Source organism: Enterobacter sp. ku-bf2, assembly GCF_001742765.1.
GTDB lineage: Bacteria > Pseudomonadota > Gammaproteobacteria > Enterobacterales > Enterobacteriaceae > Enterobacter > Enterobacter quasiroggenkampii.
The window spans coordinates 195,033-211,590 of the sequence record NZ_MDVW01000001.1; the positions used below are offsets into that span (position 1 = coordinate 195,033).

The following is a 16,558-nucleotide window of genomic DNA, read 5'->3' on the forward strand; positions in this document are numbered from 1 at the left end:
ATTGGCGAACCGAATCGATTCAGATAAGGGTTAGAGTTCAAAAAACTAAGACTTCCGCGAATTATTTTAGATAGTGAAAAAATAATTTATGTGATGAAGATCCGTAATTTAGCCACGCGTTACAGAATTATCTGTAGCGTATAGCCGCTGTGTTACAGAACTTTGCAAAGGAACGTAAATCTTTGCTAAAAACACAGTCTCTCTGATATGTTTAGCCTCCGTTTAATTGTTCAGGAGTATAGGGCTCCAGCCCACTATATGGACCGTCACCGACGTCAGTCATCTTCCAGGCCATTTCGCGCCTTTTTCACCGGCGATCCTCGCCACGTATCGACTCTGTCTGCCTCTGTTTTGCCCACATTGAGTGGGGCACCGTTTCGTCATTCCTTTAGCAGGAGCTTGTCATGGAATTCTTAATGGACCCGTCAATCTGGGTGGGATTGCTCACGCTGGTCGTGCTGGAGATCGTTCTCGGCATTGATAACCTGGTGTTTATCGCCATCCTTGCGGATAAGCTGCCGCCAAAACAACGTGATAAAGCGCGTCTGATTGGACTCTCGCTGGCGCTGGTCATGCGACTGGGGCTGCTCTCCGTCATCTCGTGGATGGTCACGCTGACCAAACCGCTGTTCTCCGTCATGGATTACACCTTCTCCGGCCGTGATTTAATCATGCTGATCGGGGGGATATTCCTGCTCTTCAAAGCGACGACAGAACTTCACGAGCGGCTGGAAAACCGTCAGCACGATGATGGGCACGGTAAAGGCTATGCCAGTTTCTGGGTGGTGGTGCTGCAGATCGTGGTGCTGGATGCGGTCTTCTCGCTGGATGCGGTGATCACGGCGGTCGGCATGGTGAACCATCTGCCGGTCATGATGGCAGCGGTGGTTATTGCGATGGCGGTCATGCTGCTGGCGTCGAAACCGCTGACGCGTTTTGTGAACCAGCATCCAACGGTGGTGGTACTGTGTCTGAGCTTCCTGCTGATGATTGGTCTGAGCCTGGTGGCTGAAGGCTTTGGCTTCCATATTCCGAAAGGCTACCTGTACGCCGCGATTGGCTTCTCGATCCTGATCGAGCTGTTCAACCAGATTGCGCGCCGTAACTTTATCAAGCAGCAGTCAAATCAGCCGCTGCGCGCCAGGACCGCGGATGCCATTCTGCGCCTGATGGGCGGTCGTCGTCAGGTGAACGTACAGTCTGATTCCGAAAACCATAACCCGGTTCCGGTCCCGGAAGGGGCGTTTGTGGAACAGGAACGCTACATGATTAACGGCGTGCTCTCTCTGGCCTCCCGTTCGCTGCGCGGCATCATGACGCCGCGCGGGGAGATCAGCTGGGTCGATGCTAACCTGAGCGTCGATGAAATTCGCCAGCAACTGCTCTCTTCACCGCACAGCCTGTTCCCGGTATGTCGTGGTGAACTGGATGAGATCATCGGCGTGGTGCGGGCGAAAGAGATGCTGGTCGCCCTGGAAGAGGGCGTTGACGTCGAAGCCGTTGCTGCTGCATCGCCTGCGATTGTGGTGCCGGAAACGCTGGATCCGATCAACCTGCTCGGGGTGCTGCGCCGCGCTCGCGGTAGCTTTGTTATTGTCACCAACGAGTTTGGCGTGGTGCAGGGGCTGGTGACGCCGCTGGACGTACTGGAAGCGATCGCCGGTGAATTCCCGGATGAAGACGAAACGCCGGAAATTGTTGCCGATGGCGAAGGCTGGCTGGTTAAAGGTACCACCGACCTGCACGCGCTCTCGCACACGCTGGGGCTGGAAAACGTGGTCAACGATGAAGAAGACATCGCGACCGTTGCCGGTCTGGTTATCGCCGTAAATGGCCAGATCCCGCGTGTTGGCGATGTGATCGAGCTGCCGCCGCTGCACATTACCATTGTCGAAGCCAACGACTATCGCGTTGATATGGTCCGTATTGTTAAAGAACAATCTGCCCACGACGAAGATGAGTAAGTCTGCTTAACGCAGTGGCATTAAGGGTACGATGTGCCCGTTATGACGCGCTGGCGGGGGAGCACTTCCCGCCAGCCAGTCTGGAAAGTCCCGTAGCGGCATCGGCCGCGCATAGAAAAAGCCCTGCAGGACTGGAACGCCGTGACGGCGTAAATAGCGCGCCTGCTCTTCCGTTTCGACCCCTTCCGCAACCAGCTCGATATTCAGCCGCTGGCCCAGCGCAATGATCATGTCCGTCACCGTTGAATTCACGGCATCCGTACCAATGGCGGTGGTAAAGGACTGGTCAATTTTCAGAACGTCCGGATGCAGCTTCTCAAGCCAGGAGAGGGAGCTGTTCCCGGTGCCAAAATCGTCGATAGCGAGCTTCACGCCTTTGCGATGCAGTTCGCGCACGATGCGATAATCCGCGTCCAGCAGCGCATCCCGTTCCGTGAGTTCAATCACCAGCTGCTGTCGCGGATTGGCGCTGAACCAGAGACGGTTCAGGTCCTGTACCAGTACAGCGTGACGGAAATGGCTGGCGGCAACGTTAATGCCGATGTGGAAACCGGCGCTGGACGGGAAGTAGCCTATCTGGCGCACCGTTTCGGCGATGACATAGCGGGTCAGGGGGACAATCTGGTTATGTTCTTCTGCCAGAGGGATAAACACCTCCGGGGTGATCCAACCCTGACGGGGGTTATTCCAGCGCAGCAGGATCTCAACGCCCGTGCACGCCTGGGTGCGGGCATTCACCAGCGGCTGGCAGAAAAGCTCAAATTCCCGCGCCGCAATGCCCATATCGATCTCCCACGTAAAGCTCATCCGGTTTGCCGTCGCCAGCCAGGCGAGATAGCCCAGCAGCAGGCTGAGCATCAGCCCCAGCGGCAGCTGGGCGGGCAGGCTTTTTAAGGCTAACTCACCGGGGCCAGGTCCGCTGACCGTAATGGTGAAAGGATTTCGGGTTGATGACTGCTGGAAAAGGGCGCTCTCTTCATCAAACGTCAGGCTGTCGGTGACGCGTTGACCGTAGCGTAAAAAACGATCGCCGACTGTCAGCACCACGTCATTGATGAGCGGACGCTGGGGCTCGAGGATCATTCTGGCGATCAGGTCGATATTAATAATCTCGACGACGCCTTCTTCACCGTCCTGGGAGACGGGATACCACTGGATCAAAACAGGGCTGCCCTTAAGCAGCCACTGGTCGGTCGATAAAATCAGCTTCGCCGTGCTGGCGGGGAGTTCCTGAAGGAAGTCACGAACAGGCTCGCTGCGGCTGCCGAAAATACTCGAACAATACAGGATACCGTCTTTAATCAGGGCGATAGAACGTACCGTCTGCAAAATGGCTGCCTGCTGTCGCAGCGCCAGCTGCACCTGCGGGCAGGGCTGTCCCACCAGCGGCTGCAGCACGTTGCGGTGGTTTTCCAGCGAAAGCAGAACGTTATCAAGGGCGCGAACGGTATGGCTGGTAAAATCGAGGATCCGCTGTTGGTTAACGTTGCGCTGGGAAATAAAGCGAATGCCCAGCGTCAGGATGAGCGTGAGGAGCGCAACCGTCACACAGACGATAACGCGTTTTCGGCGATAGTTTTTAATGATCGTTTGTGCAGTTTGCATGAACGGTCGCCTGATAAGCCACCAGCCACAAAAGCCGGACGCAACAGTGAAAGTGTAGTGGGGAAAGCAGAAGGAGACGAGGAAGAAGAGGGAAATTCGCCCATCCGTTGCAGATGGGCGAAAGGCAGTATTAGTCGCACTGCACCTTAATGGCCAGGCCACCACGGGACGTCTCGCGGTATTTCGCGTTCATGTCTTTGCCCGTTTCGTACATGGTTTCAATCACCTTATCCAGCGATACGCGAGGTTCGCTGGTACGGCGCATCGCCATACGTGAGGCGTTGATGGCTTTCACCGAGGCAATCGCGTTACGCTCAATGCACGGCACCTGCACCTGGCCCGCGACCGGATCGCAGGTCAGACCGAGGTTATGTTCCATACCGATTTCAGCCGCCACGCAGACCTGCTCAGGGCTTGCACCCAACAGCTCTGCCAGACCTGCCGCCGCCATGGAGCAGGCCACGCCGACTTCACCCTGACAGCCCACTTCCGCACCGGAGATGGAGGCATTCATCTTGTACAGCGCGCCGATGGCACCTGCTGCCAGGAAATAACGGATATAGATGTCCGGCGTCACGGGCTCAATAAAGTGGTCGTAATACGCCAGCACCGCAGGAACAATGCCGCACGCGCCGTTGGTTGGCGCCGTCACGACGCGGCCACCGGCGGCGTTCTCTTCGTTAACCGCAAGTGCAAACATATTCACCCAGTCGACCACGTTCATCGGGTCGTTGGAGAATTTGTCCGTGGTCACCAGCATACGGCGCAGAGCAGAGGCACGACGCGGCACGCGCAGCGGACCCGGCAGAACCCCTTCGGTGTTCATCCCGCGATCGATACAGGCGCGCATGGTTTGCCAGACGTTGGCAAAATAGTCTTCAATCTCTTGTTTACTGTGCAGGGCCAGTTCGTTCTGCATCACCATGCCGGACAGGGAAAGACCGGTCTGTTTGCAGTAATCCAGCATCTCTGTCGCCGATTTGAACGGGTACGGTACGCTGACGTCGCCGACGCTGTCTTTGCCAAAATGCTCTTCATCCACGATGAAACCACCGCCGATGGAGTAGTACGTTTTGCTGTAGATCTCTTTTTCACCGCTATAAGCGTGAATGGTCATGCCATTTTCATGCAGCGGCAGGTTGTCGCTACGGAAACGCATGCCGTCATCCTGCGGAAAATCGACTTCCTGCTGGCCGTTTGCCAGCAGCAGGCGGCCGCGTGTTTCCACGTCGCGGATGAATGCCGGGATGGCATCAATATCAACGGTATCCGGCATGTTGCCTGCCAGACCCATAATAATGGCGATATCGGTGTGGTGGCCTTTACCCGTTAATGACAGCGAGCCGTAAACATCCACGGCGACACGGGTAACGCTTTCCAGTAATCCTTTTTCGACCAGATCATCGACGAACTGTTTACCGGCCTTCATCGGGCCAACAGTATGGGAAGACGAAGGGCCAATTCCCACTTTGAACATGTCGAATATACTAATCACTTTCACACTCCTGACAGGGTTACCGGGGTTCCAGTAACGATGTTATAACTGCGCATAGTGTAAGAGGGAACACCGACCTCGGCTTAACTATTCACATGAATTAAACTAATGGTTAACGATGGGTTTTGCTAATAGCGCGACGCAGATCGCAAACCTGGCAGAAGAGGGCGGAATGTAAAGTATAGTCAAGGCTTCAGGCCGATTTGCAACGCCAGCTCACGAATAATGCCCGCCGTCATGCCCCAGACAAAATAATGCTGATACCAGGACAACCAGACCCGATGGTCATGCCCACGACGCTGAATATCCAGCGGGTGATAACGACTCAGTCGGAGGGCTTCATCCAGCGGCATTTCAAACACCGCGGAGACTTCATCGACGCTGGCGTGATACTGCAGGCCCGGCGGGATAATGCCGACCACCGGCGTGACCTGAAAACCGGTGACGCTGTCGACGGGTGGCAGCACGCCGATGACCTCAACGGCCTCTGGCGGAATGGCAACCTCTTCCTGCGCTTCGCGCAGCGCGGCGGCAATCAGCGAGGCGTCGGAGCTGTCTACCGCGCCCCCCGGAAAAGCGACCTGACCCGCGTGCTTGCGTAAATGGGCGGAACGCTGGGTGAGCAGCAGGCCCGGCTGCGCGCGACGCACGACCGGGATCAACACGGCCGCCTGACGTTGATTCAGCGCTTCGCGGTTGACCTGCGGTCTTAGTAGCTGAAAGCGAGATAAAAAGTCATCCAGCGTCAGATTCTCTTTTTCCACCCGTGTTTACTCCAGTTGTTTCAGGATACGGTTAACTTTATCAAAGGTTTCCTGATATTCCGCATCGACCTGGCTGTCGGCAACAATGCCGCCCCCGGCCGAACAGTAAAGGTTTCCGTTACAGGCGGTCAGCGTGCGAATGGTGATGCTGGTATCCATGGTGCCGCACAGGCTGATATAGCCGATGCTACCGCACCAGGCATTACGGCGGTGGGGCTCCAGCTCATCGATGATCTCCATTGCCCGCACCTTCGGCGCGCCGGTGATGGAGCCGCCCGGGAACGCGGCGCGCAGAAGATCGCAGGCCGTGCGCGAGTCAGGCAGCCGCGCGCTAATGGTGCTGACCAGATGATGCACCGCCGGGAAAGGCTCAACGACAAACAGTTCCGGCACGCGGACGCTGCCCGGCACGGCCACCCGGCCAATGTCGTTACGCATCAGATCGACAATCATCAGGTTTTCGGCGCGGTCTTTTGGCGAGGCGGCCAGTTTTTCCGCCTGCTGACGGTCGGCGTCGGGATCGGCAAGGCGTGGAAGCGTGCCCTTAATCGGGCGGGTTTGAATCGTGCCCTCGGCCAGATGAATAAAACGCTCGGGCGACAGGCTGAGGATCGCCCCCTGTTCCAGACGCACAAAGGCGCTGAACGGCGCCTTATTGCTGGCATTAAGACGGGTAAACGCCTGCCACTCATCTCCCCGATAGGTCGCCTCGAAGCGCTGGGCGAGGTTAACCTGATAGCAGTCGCCGCTTTGCAGATACGCCTGAACGCGCGCGAATTTTTCGCCATACTCCGCGGCGCTCATGTTGGAGCGCCAGCCGGAGGTCAGCGTGAACGTCTCTGCGGGTGCAGCCTGTTGCGCCTCAAGCCAGGCCAGACGCGCCTGCACGTCACGATGGCTCAGCAGGGAAACCGTTTTTTTCTGGTGATCGACAATTAACGCCCAGTCATACAGCCCCACGGCCATGTCGGGCAGGGGGATATCAGCCTGCGCATGCTCGGGCAGCGTTTCGAAACGGCGACCCAAATCGTAGCCAAACAGGCCCAGCGCGCCCCCCTGAAAAGGAAGATCCGGGTTGGGTGTGGCAGATAAGCCCAGCGCGTTAATGTCGTGCTGAAGCTGCGCCAGCGGATCGTCCGTTAACGACAGAACATCGGTTGTCAGCGTCTTCAGCGGATCGGCGACCAGAATATCAAAGCGGCTATAGGGATGGTCCGCATGGCCGGAGTGCAGCAGCATCGCAAACGGAAGATGGCTCAGGCGGGCAAACCAGTATTCAGCGGCGTCTGTCCGCCAGGGCAGGGTAATAACAGTGGGGAAGCGCATGTTCATGTGTGGCATACTACCGGGCAGCGTGAAATAATTAGCGCGAATAATTTAGCAGGAGTTGACGATGTTTGCAGGTTTACCTTCTCTGAGCCATGAACAGCAGCAGAAAGCGGTTGAGCGAATTCAGGAACTGATGTCCCAGGGGATGAGCAGCGGACAGGCGATTTCCCAGGTGGCGGAAGAACTGCGCGCCACGCATACCGGCGAGCGGATCGTGGCGCGTTTCGAGGATGAAGATGAAGAGTGATCGGGCTTAAACCGCCGCGATAATCTTAATCTCTACCTTGTATTCCGGCTTCATCAGCGTGGCCTGTACGGTGCAACGTACAGGCGCGTGACCCGCCACCACCCACGCATCCCAGGCTTTGTTCATTGCCGCGAAGTCATCTTTGTTTGCCAGGAAAATCGTCGCATCCAGAATGCGTGATTTGTCGCTGCCCTGTTTTTCCAGCACCGCGTCAATCTGCGCCAGGGTATTGGCCGTCTGCTCGAACGCATCCGCGTCCAGGTTAGCCGGGACGCCGGTGTAGTAGAGCGTCTGGTTATGGATCACCACATCAGACCAGCGGGCTTCGGCATCAATGCGCACAATTGTCATAAACGTTTCCTCGTTATTTTTCGTCGTCAGGCGGCAAGACTGCCATATTGTTCATCTGTCGTCACTATTTGGGGTGGCACATGAGAGGATGGGCTGACATAATCCCTGTGCAAAAATACAGTGAGAGAGCACCGTGGCAGACGATTTTTCCCCTGAAGGTCAATTAGCGCAGGCTATCCCCGGCTTCAAACCCCGTGAGCCTCAGCGACAGATGGCGCACGCCGTTGCACGCGCCATCGATAAGGCTCAGCCGCTGGTGGTCGAAGCCGGTACCGGCACGGGTAAAACCTATGCTTACCTTGCGCCGGCGCTGCGGGCGAAAAAGAAGGTGATTATTTCCACCGGTTCGAAGGCGCTGCAGGATCAGCTCTACAGCCGTGATTTGCCCACCGTGGCAAAGGCACTGAAATATAAAGGCCGTCTGGCCCTGCTGAAGGGGCGCTCCAACTATCTTTGCCTGGAACGCCTTGAGCAGCAGGCGCTGGCGGGCGGCGACCTGCCGGTGCAAACCCTGAGCGACGTCATTATCCTTCGCGCCTGGGCGAACCAGACCGAAGAGGGCGATATCAGCACCTGCGCGAGCGTGCCGGAAGACTCTCCCGCCTGGCCGCTGGTGACCAGCACCAACGACAACTGCCTCGGCAGCGACTGCCCGCTGTATAAAGACTGCTTCGTGGTGAAAGCGCGCAAAACGGCGATGGATGCGGATGTGGTGGTGGTGAACCACCATCTGTTCCTTGCGGATATGGTGGTTAAGGACAGCGGCTTTGGTGAGCTGATCCCGGAAGCGGACGTGATGATCTTCGACGAAGCCCACCAGCTGCCGGACATCGCCAGCCAGTACTTTGGTCAGTCGCTCTCCAGCCGTCAGCTGCAGGATCTGGCGAAAGATTTCACCATTGCTTACCGGACCGAACTCAAAGATACCCAGCAGCTGCAGAAGTGCGCCGACCGTCTGGCGCAGAGCGCGCAGGATTTCCGTTTACAGCTCGGCGAGCCGGGCTATCGTGGTAACCTGCGCGAGCTGCTGGCGGACAAAAACATCCAGCGCGCGCTGCTGCTGCTCGATGATGCGCTTGAGCTCTGCTACGACGTGGCAAAACTGTCACTCGGCCGCTCCGCGCTGCTGGATGCGGCCTTCGAGCGCGCCACGCTCTATCGCGGGCGGCTCAAACGGCTGAAAGAGATTAACCAGCCGGGTTACAGCTACTGGTACGAGTGCACTTCGCGCCACTTTACCCTGGCGCTGACGCCGCTGACGGTGGCGGATAAATTTAAAGAGGTGATGGCGCAGAAGCCGGGCAGCTGGATCTTTACGTCGGCAACCCTGTCGGTGAATGACGATCTGCACCACTTCACCGAGCGCCTCGGCATTGAGCAGGCGGAATCGCTGCTTCTGCCCAGCCCGTTCGATTACGAAAAGCAGGCGCTGCTCTGCGTGCCGCGCAATTTGCCGCTTCCCAACCAGCCGGGTGCGGCCCGTCTGCTGGCGGCGATGCTGAAGCCAATGATCGAGGCCAATAACGGCCGCTGCTTTATGCTCTGCACCTCCCACGCCATGATGCGCGACCTCGCCGAGCAGTTTCGCGCTACGATGACGTTGCCGGTGCTATTGCAGGGCGAAACCAGCAAAGGCCAGCTTCTGCAGCAGTTCGTGAGTGCCGGTAATGCCCTGCTGGTCGCAACCAGCAGCTTCTGGGAGGGGGTGGACGTGCGCGGCGACACGCTTTCGCTGGTGATCATTGATAAGCTACCGTTTACCTCCCCGGACGATCCGCTGCTGAAGGCGCGGATGGAAGACTGTCGTCTGCGCGGCGGCGATCCGTTTGACGAGGTTCAACTGCCGGATGCGGTCATTACGCTTAAGCAAGGGGTAGGGCGCCTAATCCGTGACGTCACAGACCGCGGCGTGCTGGTCATCTGCGATAACCGGTTGGTGATGCGTCCTTACGGTGCGACTTTCCTTGCAAGCCTGCCGCCCGCGCCGCGGACGCGGGACATAAAACGCGCGGTGCGTTTCCTGGCAAACCCAACGGCGGAGTAATTTACCCCGGAGTGTGCTAAGATGCGCGCCATTTTGTGACTGACCCTTGCGAGAGCGCGACGACCGATGCGAATTCTGGCTATTGATACCGCGACAGAGGCTTGCTCTGTTGCCCTGTTGAACGACGGTGCTGTTTCTGCCCATTTCGAAGAGTGCCCACGGGAACACACCCAACGCATTCTGCCCCTGGTAAAAGCCATTTTAACCCAGGGAAACACCTCCTTAACCGACCTCGACGCGCTGGCCTTTGGCCGCGGCCCCGGCAGCTTTACGGGCGTACGTATCGGGATTGGCATTGCGCAGGGGCTGGCGCTGGGCGCCGAACTGCCGATGATCGGTGTCTCTACCCTCGCCACCATGGCGCAGGGCGCATGGCGCACGACCGGGGCAACGCGCGTCCTGGCAGCGATTGATGCCCGCATGGGCGAAGTCTACTGGGCCGAATACATCCGTGACGAGCAGGGCGTGTGGCACGGTGAAGAGACGGAGGCCGTGCTTAAGCCAGAAGCGGTGACAGAACGACTGAAGCAGCTGTCCGGCGAGTGGGCGACCGTCGGCACGGGCTGGCCAGCGTGGCCTGAGATGGCGAACGACACCGGGTTGACGCTGGTGGACGGCAACATGCTTTTGCCGGCTGCGGAAGATATGCTTCCGATTGCCAGCCAGTTGCTCGCAGCAGGCAAAACCGTGGCTGTTGAACAGGCGGAACCGGTTTATTTGCGAAACACCGTCGCGTGGAAGAAACTTCCGGGCCGCGAGTGAATCTCAGTAACAGGAACTGAGAAAAAGGAGTCGCATCATGGCGGTTCAGACTAAAGTAGTACGCCTTATTATGGCAGGCGCGGTTGCCATAGCACTGAGCGGATGCGTTTCCGTTCCTGATGCGATTAAGGGCAGCAGCCCGACGCCACAGCAGGATCTGGTTCGGGTGATGAATGCGCCTGAGCTGTACGTGGGCCAGGAAGCGCGCTTTGGCGGTAAGGTGATTGACGTACAAAACCAGCAGGGCAAAACCCGCCTGGAGATCGCCACCGTTCCGCTGGACAGCGGCGCGCGGCCTGTACTGGGCGAGGCCTCCCGGGGACGTATCTATGCGGACGTCAGCGGGTTCCTCGATCCGGTCGATTTTCGCGGACAGCTGGTGACCGTCGTCGGGCCGATTACCGGCGCCGTGCAGGGCAAAATCGGCAACACGCCGTATAAATTTATGACCATGCAGGTCAACGGATACAAGCGCTGGCGGCTGGCCCAGCAGGTGATTATGCCGCCGCAGCCGATCGATCCGTGGATGTGGGGTCCGCATCCCTATCGCTACGGCTACCCGGGCTGGGGCTGGTATAACCCGGGACCTGCACAGGTACAGACGATCGTTACTGAGTAACTTACTGTTATTGCTAGAAAAGAGACAGCGGCTCAGCCGCTGTCTCTGTTTTTTTACGGATAAAACGAAAAAAAAGAGTGACGCGCTTCGCAACCTTAAATCTGAACAATTAATAAACTGGTACGCTGAGTTAATATAATGTTAACAAACTGTTTATTATCGGGGTTGTGATGACGACGAACACTCATTTCAGAGGTGATGCATTGAAGAAGGTTTGGCTTAACCGTTATCCCGCAGATGTTCCTGCTGAGATCAATCCTGACCGTTATCAATCCCTGGTGGAATTATTTGAACACTCGGTAAGGCGCTACGCGGACCAGCCCGCATTTGTGAATATGGGCGAGGTGATGACGTTCCGTAAGCTGGAGGAGCGCAGCCGGGCGTTTGCGGCGTATCTGCAGGAAGGGCTGGGGCTGCAAAAAGGGGATCGCGTCGCGCTGATGATGCCGAACCTGCTGCAATACCCGGTGGCGCTGTTCGGTATCCTGCGTGCCGGGATGATCGTCGTCAACGTCAACCCGCTGTATACCCCGCGCGAGCTGGAGCATCAGCTGAACGACAGCGGCGCGGTTGCGATTGTCATTGTGTCCAACTTTGCCCATACGCTGGAAAAAGTGGTCGACAAAACCCAGGTGAAACACGTCATCCTGACGCGCATGGGGGACCAGCTCTCTACCGCCAAAGGCACGCTGGTTAACTTTGTCGTCAAATACGTCAAACGTCTGGTGCCAAAATACCATCTGCCGGACGCTATCTCCTTCCGCCGCGCGCTGCATGCGGGCTATCGGATGCAGTACGTCAAGCCGGAAGTGGTCTCAGAAGATCTCGCCTTCCTGCAGTATACCGGTGGTACCACCGGCGTGGCGAAAGGCGCAATGCTGACCCACCGCAACATGCTGGCGAACCTTGAGCAGGTCAACGCAACCTACGGGCCGCTGCTGCATCCCGGCAAAGAGCTGGTCATCACGGCGCTGCCGCTGTACCACATTTTCGCACTGACCATGAACTGTCTGCTGTTTATTGAGCTGGGCGGTCAAAACGTGCTGATTACCAACCCGCGTGATATCCCGGGGCTGGTGAAAGAGCTGGCAAAATACCCGTTCACCGCCATGACCGGGGTAAATACCCTTTTCAACGCGCTGCTTAATAACAAAGAGTTCCAGCAGCTGGACTTCTCCACGCTGCACCTCTCTGCGGGCGGCGGTATGCCGGTTCAGCAGGCGGTGGCCGAGCGCTGGGTGAAGCTCACCGGCCAGTATCTGCTGGAGGGCTATGGCCTGACGGAATGCGCGCCGCTGGTCAGCGTTAACCCGCATGACATCGACTACCACAGCGGAAGCATTGGTCTGCCCGTTCCTTCCACGGAAGCGAAACTGGTCGATGATAACGATAATGAAGTTGCGCCGGGTGAGCCGGGTGAGCTGTGCGTCAAAGGTCCACAGGTGATGCTGGGCTACTGGCAGCGTCCCGACGCGACTGACGAAATCATCAAAGACGGCTGGCTGCATACCGGTGATATCGCGGTGATGGATGACGAGGGCTTCCTGCGCATTGTCGATCGCAAGAAAGATATGATCCTGGTCTCCGGCTTCAACGTCTATCCGAATGAGATCGAAGACGTGGTCATGCAGCACAGCGGCGTACTCGAAGTGGCAGCGGTCGGCGTGCCTTCCGGCAGCAGCGGTGAAGCGGTGAAGATATTTGTGGTCAAGAAAGATCCTTCTCTCACCGAGGAAGCGCTGGTAACGTTTTGTCGTCGTCAGCTGACGGGCTATAAAGTGCCGAAGCTGGTGGAATTCCGCGATGAGCTGCCGAAATCCAACGTCGGGAAGATATTACGACGAGAATTACGTGACGAAGCCCGTGCCAAAGTAGACAATAAGGCCTGAGCTACACGTTAATCGCCCAGACGCCGGTTAAGCCGGCGTTTTTTATGGGCGCAAACAAAAGAGAATCCGATTTGAATTACCAGATGATCACGACCAACGACGAGCTGGCTTCGCTGTGCGAAGTGACGCGCGACTTTCCTGCCATTGCCCTGGATACCGAGTTTGTCCGTACCCGGACGTACTATCCGCAGCTGGGGTTGATTCAGATGTACGACGGTAAAAACGTGTCGCTGATCGACCCTCTCGGCATTACCGACTGGACGCCGATGCGCGACCTGCTGCTCGATACCGCCGTCACGAAATACCTGCATGCAGGCAGTGAAGATCTGGAAGTCTTTCTGAATACCTTTGGCATCATGCCTCAGCCGCTGATTGATACGCAGATCCTCGCGGCGTTCAGCGGTCGCCCGCTCTCATGGGGCTTTGCCGCCATGGTGGAGGAGTATACGGGCCTGACCCTGGATAAAAGCGAATCCCGTACCGACTGGCTGGCGCGTCCGCTTACCGCCCGCCAGCTGGAGTATGCGGCGGCTGACGTGTTTTACCTGCTGCCGATCGCCGGACAGCTGATGAAAGAGGCGGAAGCCTCCGGATGGCTCCCGGCTGCGCTGGATGAGTGCCGTATGACCCAGCAGCGTCGTCAGGAAGTGGTGGATCCGAAAGAGGCCTGGCGCGACATCAGCAACGCCTGGCAGCTGCGCACGCGTCAGCTGGCATGCCTGCAGCTGCTGGCAGACTGGCGCTTGCGTAAAGCGCGCGAGCGCGATCTGGCCGTTAACTTTGTCGTCCGCGAAGAGCATCTCTGGGCGGTGGCGCGCTATATGCCGGGCAGCCTTGGCGAGCTGGACAGCATTGGGCTTTCGGGCAGTGAGATCCGTTTCCACGGCAAAACCCTGCTGGCGCTGGTCGCAAAAGCGCAAGAATTACCCGACGACGCGCTGCCGGAACCGCTGCTGAACCTGATGGACATGCCGGGCTATCGCAAAGCGTTTAAAGATATCAAAGCGCTGGTGCAGACTGTGGCAACGGAAAGCAAGCTGAGCGCGGAACTGCTTGCCTCACGCCGTCAGATTAACCAGCTACTGAACTGGCACTGGAAGCTGAAGCCGCAGAATGGCGTACCGGAAATGATGGCGGGATGGCGCGGGGAATTGATGGCCGATCGCCTGAATACGTTGCTGGAAGGTTATCCGCGATAAAAATATGCCGGGGGATAACCCGGCATATTCCCCCGGTGGCGCTGCGCTTACCGGGGCTACGAAATCACAAACCTACGGACGCGACTCTTCCGCTTCCGGGAGCGTCACGTTCAGCTCCAGAATCGAAATATCCCCGTCTTTTTGTTCCAGCTGCACCGTCACCATCTCCGGGTCAATCTGCACGTACTTACAGATCACTTCCAGGATGTCCTTACGCAGCTGCGGCAGGTAGTGAGGCTCGGCGTCGCTACGACGACGCTCCGCAACGATAATTTGCAGACGTTCTTTTGCGATGTTGGCGGTGTTCTTTTTCCGCGAGAGAAAAAAGTCCAGTAATGCCATAACTTATCCTCCGAACAGGCGTTTGAGGAAACCTTTCTTCTCTTCTTCAATGAAGCGGAAAGGACGTTCTTCTCCCAGCAGACGGTCAACGGTATCGGCGTAAGCTTTACCTGCATCTGCCATTGTATCCAGGATCACTGGCTCGCCCTGGTTAGAGGCGCGTAACACGGACTGATCTTCCGGGATAACGCCCACCAGCTTAATGCGCAGGATCTCCAGCACGTCTTCCATGCTCAGCATGTCACCTTTATTCACGCGGCCCGGGTTGTAGCGGGTGAGCAGCAGGTGTTCTTTAATCGGGTCTTCGCCATTTTCCGCACGACGGGATTTAGAGGCGAGGATCCCGAGAATACGGTCTGAGTCACGCACGGATGAAACTTCAGGGTTGGTGGTGATGATCGCTTCATCAGCGAAGTAGAGCGCCATCAGGGCACCGGTTTCGATGCCGGCAGGGGAGTCACAGACGATGAAGTCGAACTCCATTTTTTTCAGCTCGTCGAGCACCTTTTCTACCCCTTCACGGGTCAGGGCGTCTTTGTCACGCGTCTGAGAGGCCGGGAGAATGTAGAGGTTCTCGGTGCGCTTGTCTTTAATCAGCGCCTGGTTCAGCGTGGCATCGCCCTGAATGACGTTCACGAAGTCATACACGACGCGACGCTCACATCCCATGATGAGGTCGAGGTTACGCAGGCCGATATCGAAGTCGATAACGACGGTTTTCTTTCCCTTCTGGGCCAAACCAGTAGCGATGGCCGCGCTGGAGGTGGTCTTGCCAACGCCTCCTTTACCCGAAGTAACAACAATAATGCGTGCCATAGAAATTCCTTGTTAAAAAGGGATCAATTCAACGGTTGAACGGTCAACGCGTCGTCTGCCAGAAGCAGGCGAGCCGCTTTGCCATAAAATTCGGCTGGGATCTTGTCGCTCAGCCAATATTCACCTGCGATGGACACCAGTTCCGCCGTCAGGTGAGTACAAAATATTTGCGCGTCCCGATCGCCACTTGCACCCGCGAGCGCACGTCCACGCATCATACCGTATACGTGAATATTGCCATCTGCAATCAGCTCAGCGCCAGCGCTGACGTGGCTTGTAACAATCAGATCACAGTTTGGTGCATAAATGCGCTGACCGGAACGAACCGGCACATCAATCATTCGCGTTTTTGTGATGGTTGTAACGTTTTGCGCCGCAGGAGGGGGCGTTTCGACGGCAACGGGTGTCGCACGGGGGGCTTTTTCTTTGCCTTCATTCAGAAGCGGCAGCCCCGCACGGTCGATTTCCGCTTTCAGTTCAGTATCTTTGCAGCCGCTGATGCCGACAATACGCAGTCCGGTAGAGGAGACGGCCTGCTGGAGAAGTTTCCAGTTAACCGGCGCCTCAAGACCGCTGACGTTGATCACAACAGGGGCGTGCTTCAGAAAGGCGGGAGCCTGGGCGATTTTGTCTTCTAACGCCTGACGAATAACCTCGGGTTTTGCATCATGCAAATGTACCACTGATAAGGTGAAGCTACTGCCTTTAAGCTCGATGGGCGTGTTTGACATCCTGGCCTTACTCAATTTGCTATTAACCGCAACCACTCGCTGCGATATTCCGAAGAGTATCAGGCATGTTATAGTCAGGAGTATATTGAGGCAAGCAACCACCCATTAATTCAGAGTAAAAACATGTTTTGTGTGATCTACAGAAGTACAACCCGTGACCAGACCTATCTTTATGTCGAAAAGAAAGACGATTTTTCACGCGTGCCTGAAGAATTAATGAAGAGCTTTGGCCGACCGCAGATGGCGATGCTGCTGCCGCTTGATGGTCGCAAGAAACTGGTGAATGCCGATCTGGAGAAAGTGAAAACGGCATTAGCCGAGCAGGGCTATTATTTACAGCTTCCGCCACCACCGGAGAATTTATTAAAACAGCATCTTGAGGCGAACGGAAAAAAATAGTC

16 protein-coding genes are annotated in these 16,558 nt (G+C 56.9%); 8 read left to right on the forward strand and 8 right to left on the reverse strand.

Features of this window, described 5'->3' with window-relative positions; translation table 11 throughout:
- The first annotated feature begins 404 nt into the window (after window positions 1-404).
- Window positions 405-1,964, forward strand: a complete 1,560-nt coding sequence (yoaE, locus tag BFG58_RS00950; protein WP_069719001.1) for a CNNM family cation transport protein YoaE — start codon at window positions 405-407, stop codon at window positions 1,962-1,964.
- Between the two features lie 6 nt (window positions 1,965-1,970).
- Here the strand turns inward: yoaE and BFG58_RS00955 are convergent, their stop codons facing one another.
- From BFG58_RS00955 to pabB, 4 genes are all read right to left on the reverse strand, one after another.
- Window positions 1,971-3,569, reverse strand: coding sequence for a cyclic diguanylate phosphodiesterase (locus tag BFG58_RS00955; protein ID WP_069719002.1), 1,599 nt, complete (start codon window positions 3,567-3,569; stop codon window positions 1,971-1,973).
- A gap of 130 nt (window positions 3,570-3,699) precedes the next feature.
- A complete protein-coding gene (gene sdaA, locus BFG58_RS00960; RefSeq protein ID WP_069719003.1) occupies window positions 3,700-5,064 on the reverse strand; it encodes an L-serine ammonia-lyase in 1,365 nt (454 codons plus the stop codon).
- 185 nt (window positions 5,065-5,249) lie between these two features.
- The gene (locus tag BFG58_RS00965; RefSeq protein WP_045908238.1) at window positions 5,250-5,828 is read right to left on the reverse strand and encodes a CoA pyrophosphatase; all 579 of its coding nucleotides are present in this window, start codon (window positions 5,826-5,828) and stop codon (window positions 5,250-5,252) included.
- Window positions 5,829-5,834: 6 nt separating this feature from the next.
- Window positions 5,835-7,160, reverse strand: coding sequence for an aminodeoxychorismate synthase component 1 (pabB, locus tag BFG58_RS00970; protein ID WP_069719004.1), 1,326 nt, complete (start codon window positions 7,158-7,160; stop codon window positions 5,835-5,837).
- A gap of 61 nt (window positions 7,161-7,221) precedes the next feature.
- On the opposite strand from pabB, the gene BFG58_RS00975 reads away from it, so the two are divergent.
- Entirely contained in the window at window positions 7,222-7,404 is a 183-nt protein-coding gene (locus BFG58_RS00975) for a YoaH family protein (RefSeq protein ID WP_008500497.1), read from the forward strand.
- A gap of 6 nt (window positions 7,405-7,410) precedes the next feature.
- On the opposite strand, the gene BFG58_RS00980 is transcribed toward BFG58_RS00975, so the two are convergent.
- Window positions 7,411-7,755: a RidA family protein gene (locus BFG58_RS00980; RefSeq protein ID WP_008500498.1), complete on the reverse strand. Its 345-nt coding sequence runs from the start codon at window positions 7,753-7,755 to the stop codon at window positions 7,411-7,413.
- 133 nt (window positions 7,756-7,888) lie between these two features.
- Between BFG58_RS00980 and BFG58_RS00985 the strand changes: the two genes are divergently transcribed.
- The 5 genes from BFG58_RS00985 to rnd all read left to right on the forward strand — a co-directional run bounded on the left by BFG58_RS00985 (window position 7,889) and on the right by rnd (window position 14,268).
- Window positions 7,889-9,799, forward strand: coding sequence for an ATP-dependent DNA helicase (locus tag BFG58_RS00985; protein WP_023325496.1), 1,911 nt, complete (start codon window positions 7,889-7,891; stop codon window positions 9,797-9,799).
- A 66-nt stretch (window positions 9,800-9,865) separates the two neighbouring features.
- On the forward strand, window positions 9,866-10,561 hold the full coding sequence (gene tsaB, locus BFG58_RS00990; protein WP_069719005.1) for a tRNA (adenosine(37)-N6)-threonylcarbamoyltransferase complex dimerization subunit type 1 TsaB: 696 nt from the start codon (window positions 9,866-9,868) through the stop codon (window positions 10,559-10,561).
- A 37-nt stretch (window positions 10,562-10,598) separates the two neighbouring features.
- A complete protein-coding gene (locus tag BFG58_RS00995) occupies window positions 10,599-11,180 on the forward strand; it encodes a Slp family lipoprotein (protein ID WP_028018678.1) in 582 nt (193 codons plus the stop codon).
- A gap of 203 nt (window positions 11,181-11,383) precedes the next feature.
- Window positions 11,384-13,069: a long-chain-fatty-acid--CoA ligase FadD gene (fadD, locus tag BFG58_RS01000; RefSeq protein WP_074180385.1), complete on the forward strand. Its 1,686-nt coding sequence runs from the start codon at window positions 11,384-11,386 to the stop codon at window positions 13,067-13,069.
- Between the two features lie 71 nt (window positions 13,070-13,140).
- A complete protein-coding gene (gene rnd / locus BFG58_RS01005; protein ID WP_111967062.1) occupies window positions 13,141-14,268 on the forward strand; it encodes a ribonuclease D in 1,128 nt (375 codons plus the stop codon).
- Between the two features lie 72 nt (window positions 14,269-14,340).
- On the opposite strand, the gene minE is transcribed toward rnd, so the two are convergent.
- The 3 genes from minE to minC are packed head-to-tail and all read right to left on the reverse strand — an operon-like array spanning window position 14,341 to window position 16,157.
- Complete coding sequence (minE, locus tag BFG58_RS01010; protein WP_008500504.1) at window positions 14,341-14,610, reverse strand: cell division topological specificity factor MinE; 270 nt, start codon at window positions 14,608-14,610, stop codon at window positions 14,341-14,343.
- A 3-nt stretch (window positions 14,611-14,613) separates the two neighbouring features.
- Window positions 14,614-15,426, reverse strand: a complete 813-nt coding sequence (minD, locus tag BFG58_RS01015) for a septum site-determining protein MinD (RefSeq protein ID WP_008500505.1) — start codon at window positions 15,424-15,426, stop codon at window positions 14,614-14,616.
- 23 nt (window positions 15,427-15,449) lie between these two features.
- The gene (gene minC, locus BFG58_RS01020) at window positions 15,450-16,157 is read right to left on the reverse strand and encodes a septum site-determining protein MinC (RefSeq protein ID WP_048029452.1); all 708 of its coding nucleotides are present in this window, start codon (window positions 16,155-16,157) and stop codon (window positions 15,450-15,452) included.
- A 123-nt stretch (window positions 16,158-16,280) separates the two neighbouring features.
- On the opposite strand from minC, the gene BFG58_RS01025 reads away from it, so the two are divergent.
- A complete protein-coding gene (locus BFG58_RS01025; RefSeq protein WP_008500507.1) occupies window positions 16,281-16,556 on the forward strand; it encodes a YcgL domain-containing protein in 276 nt (91 codons plus the stop codon).
- Window positions 16,557-16,558: the final 2 nt, after the last annotated feature.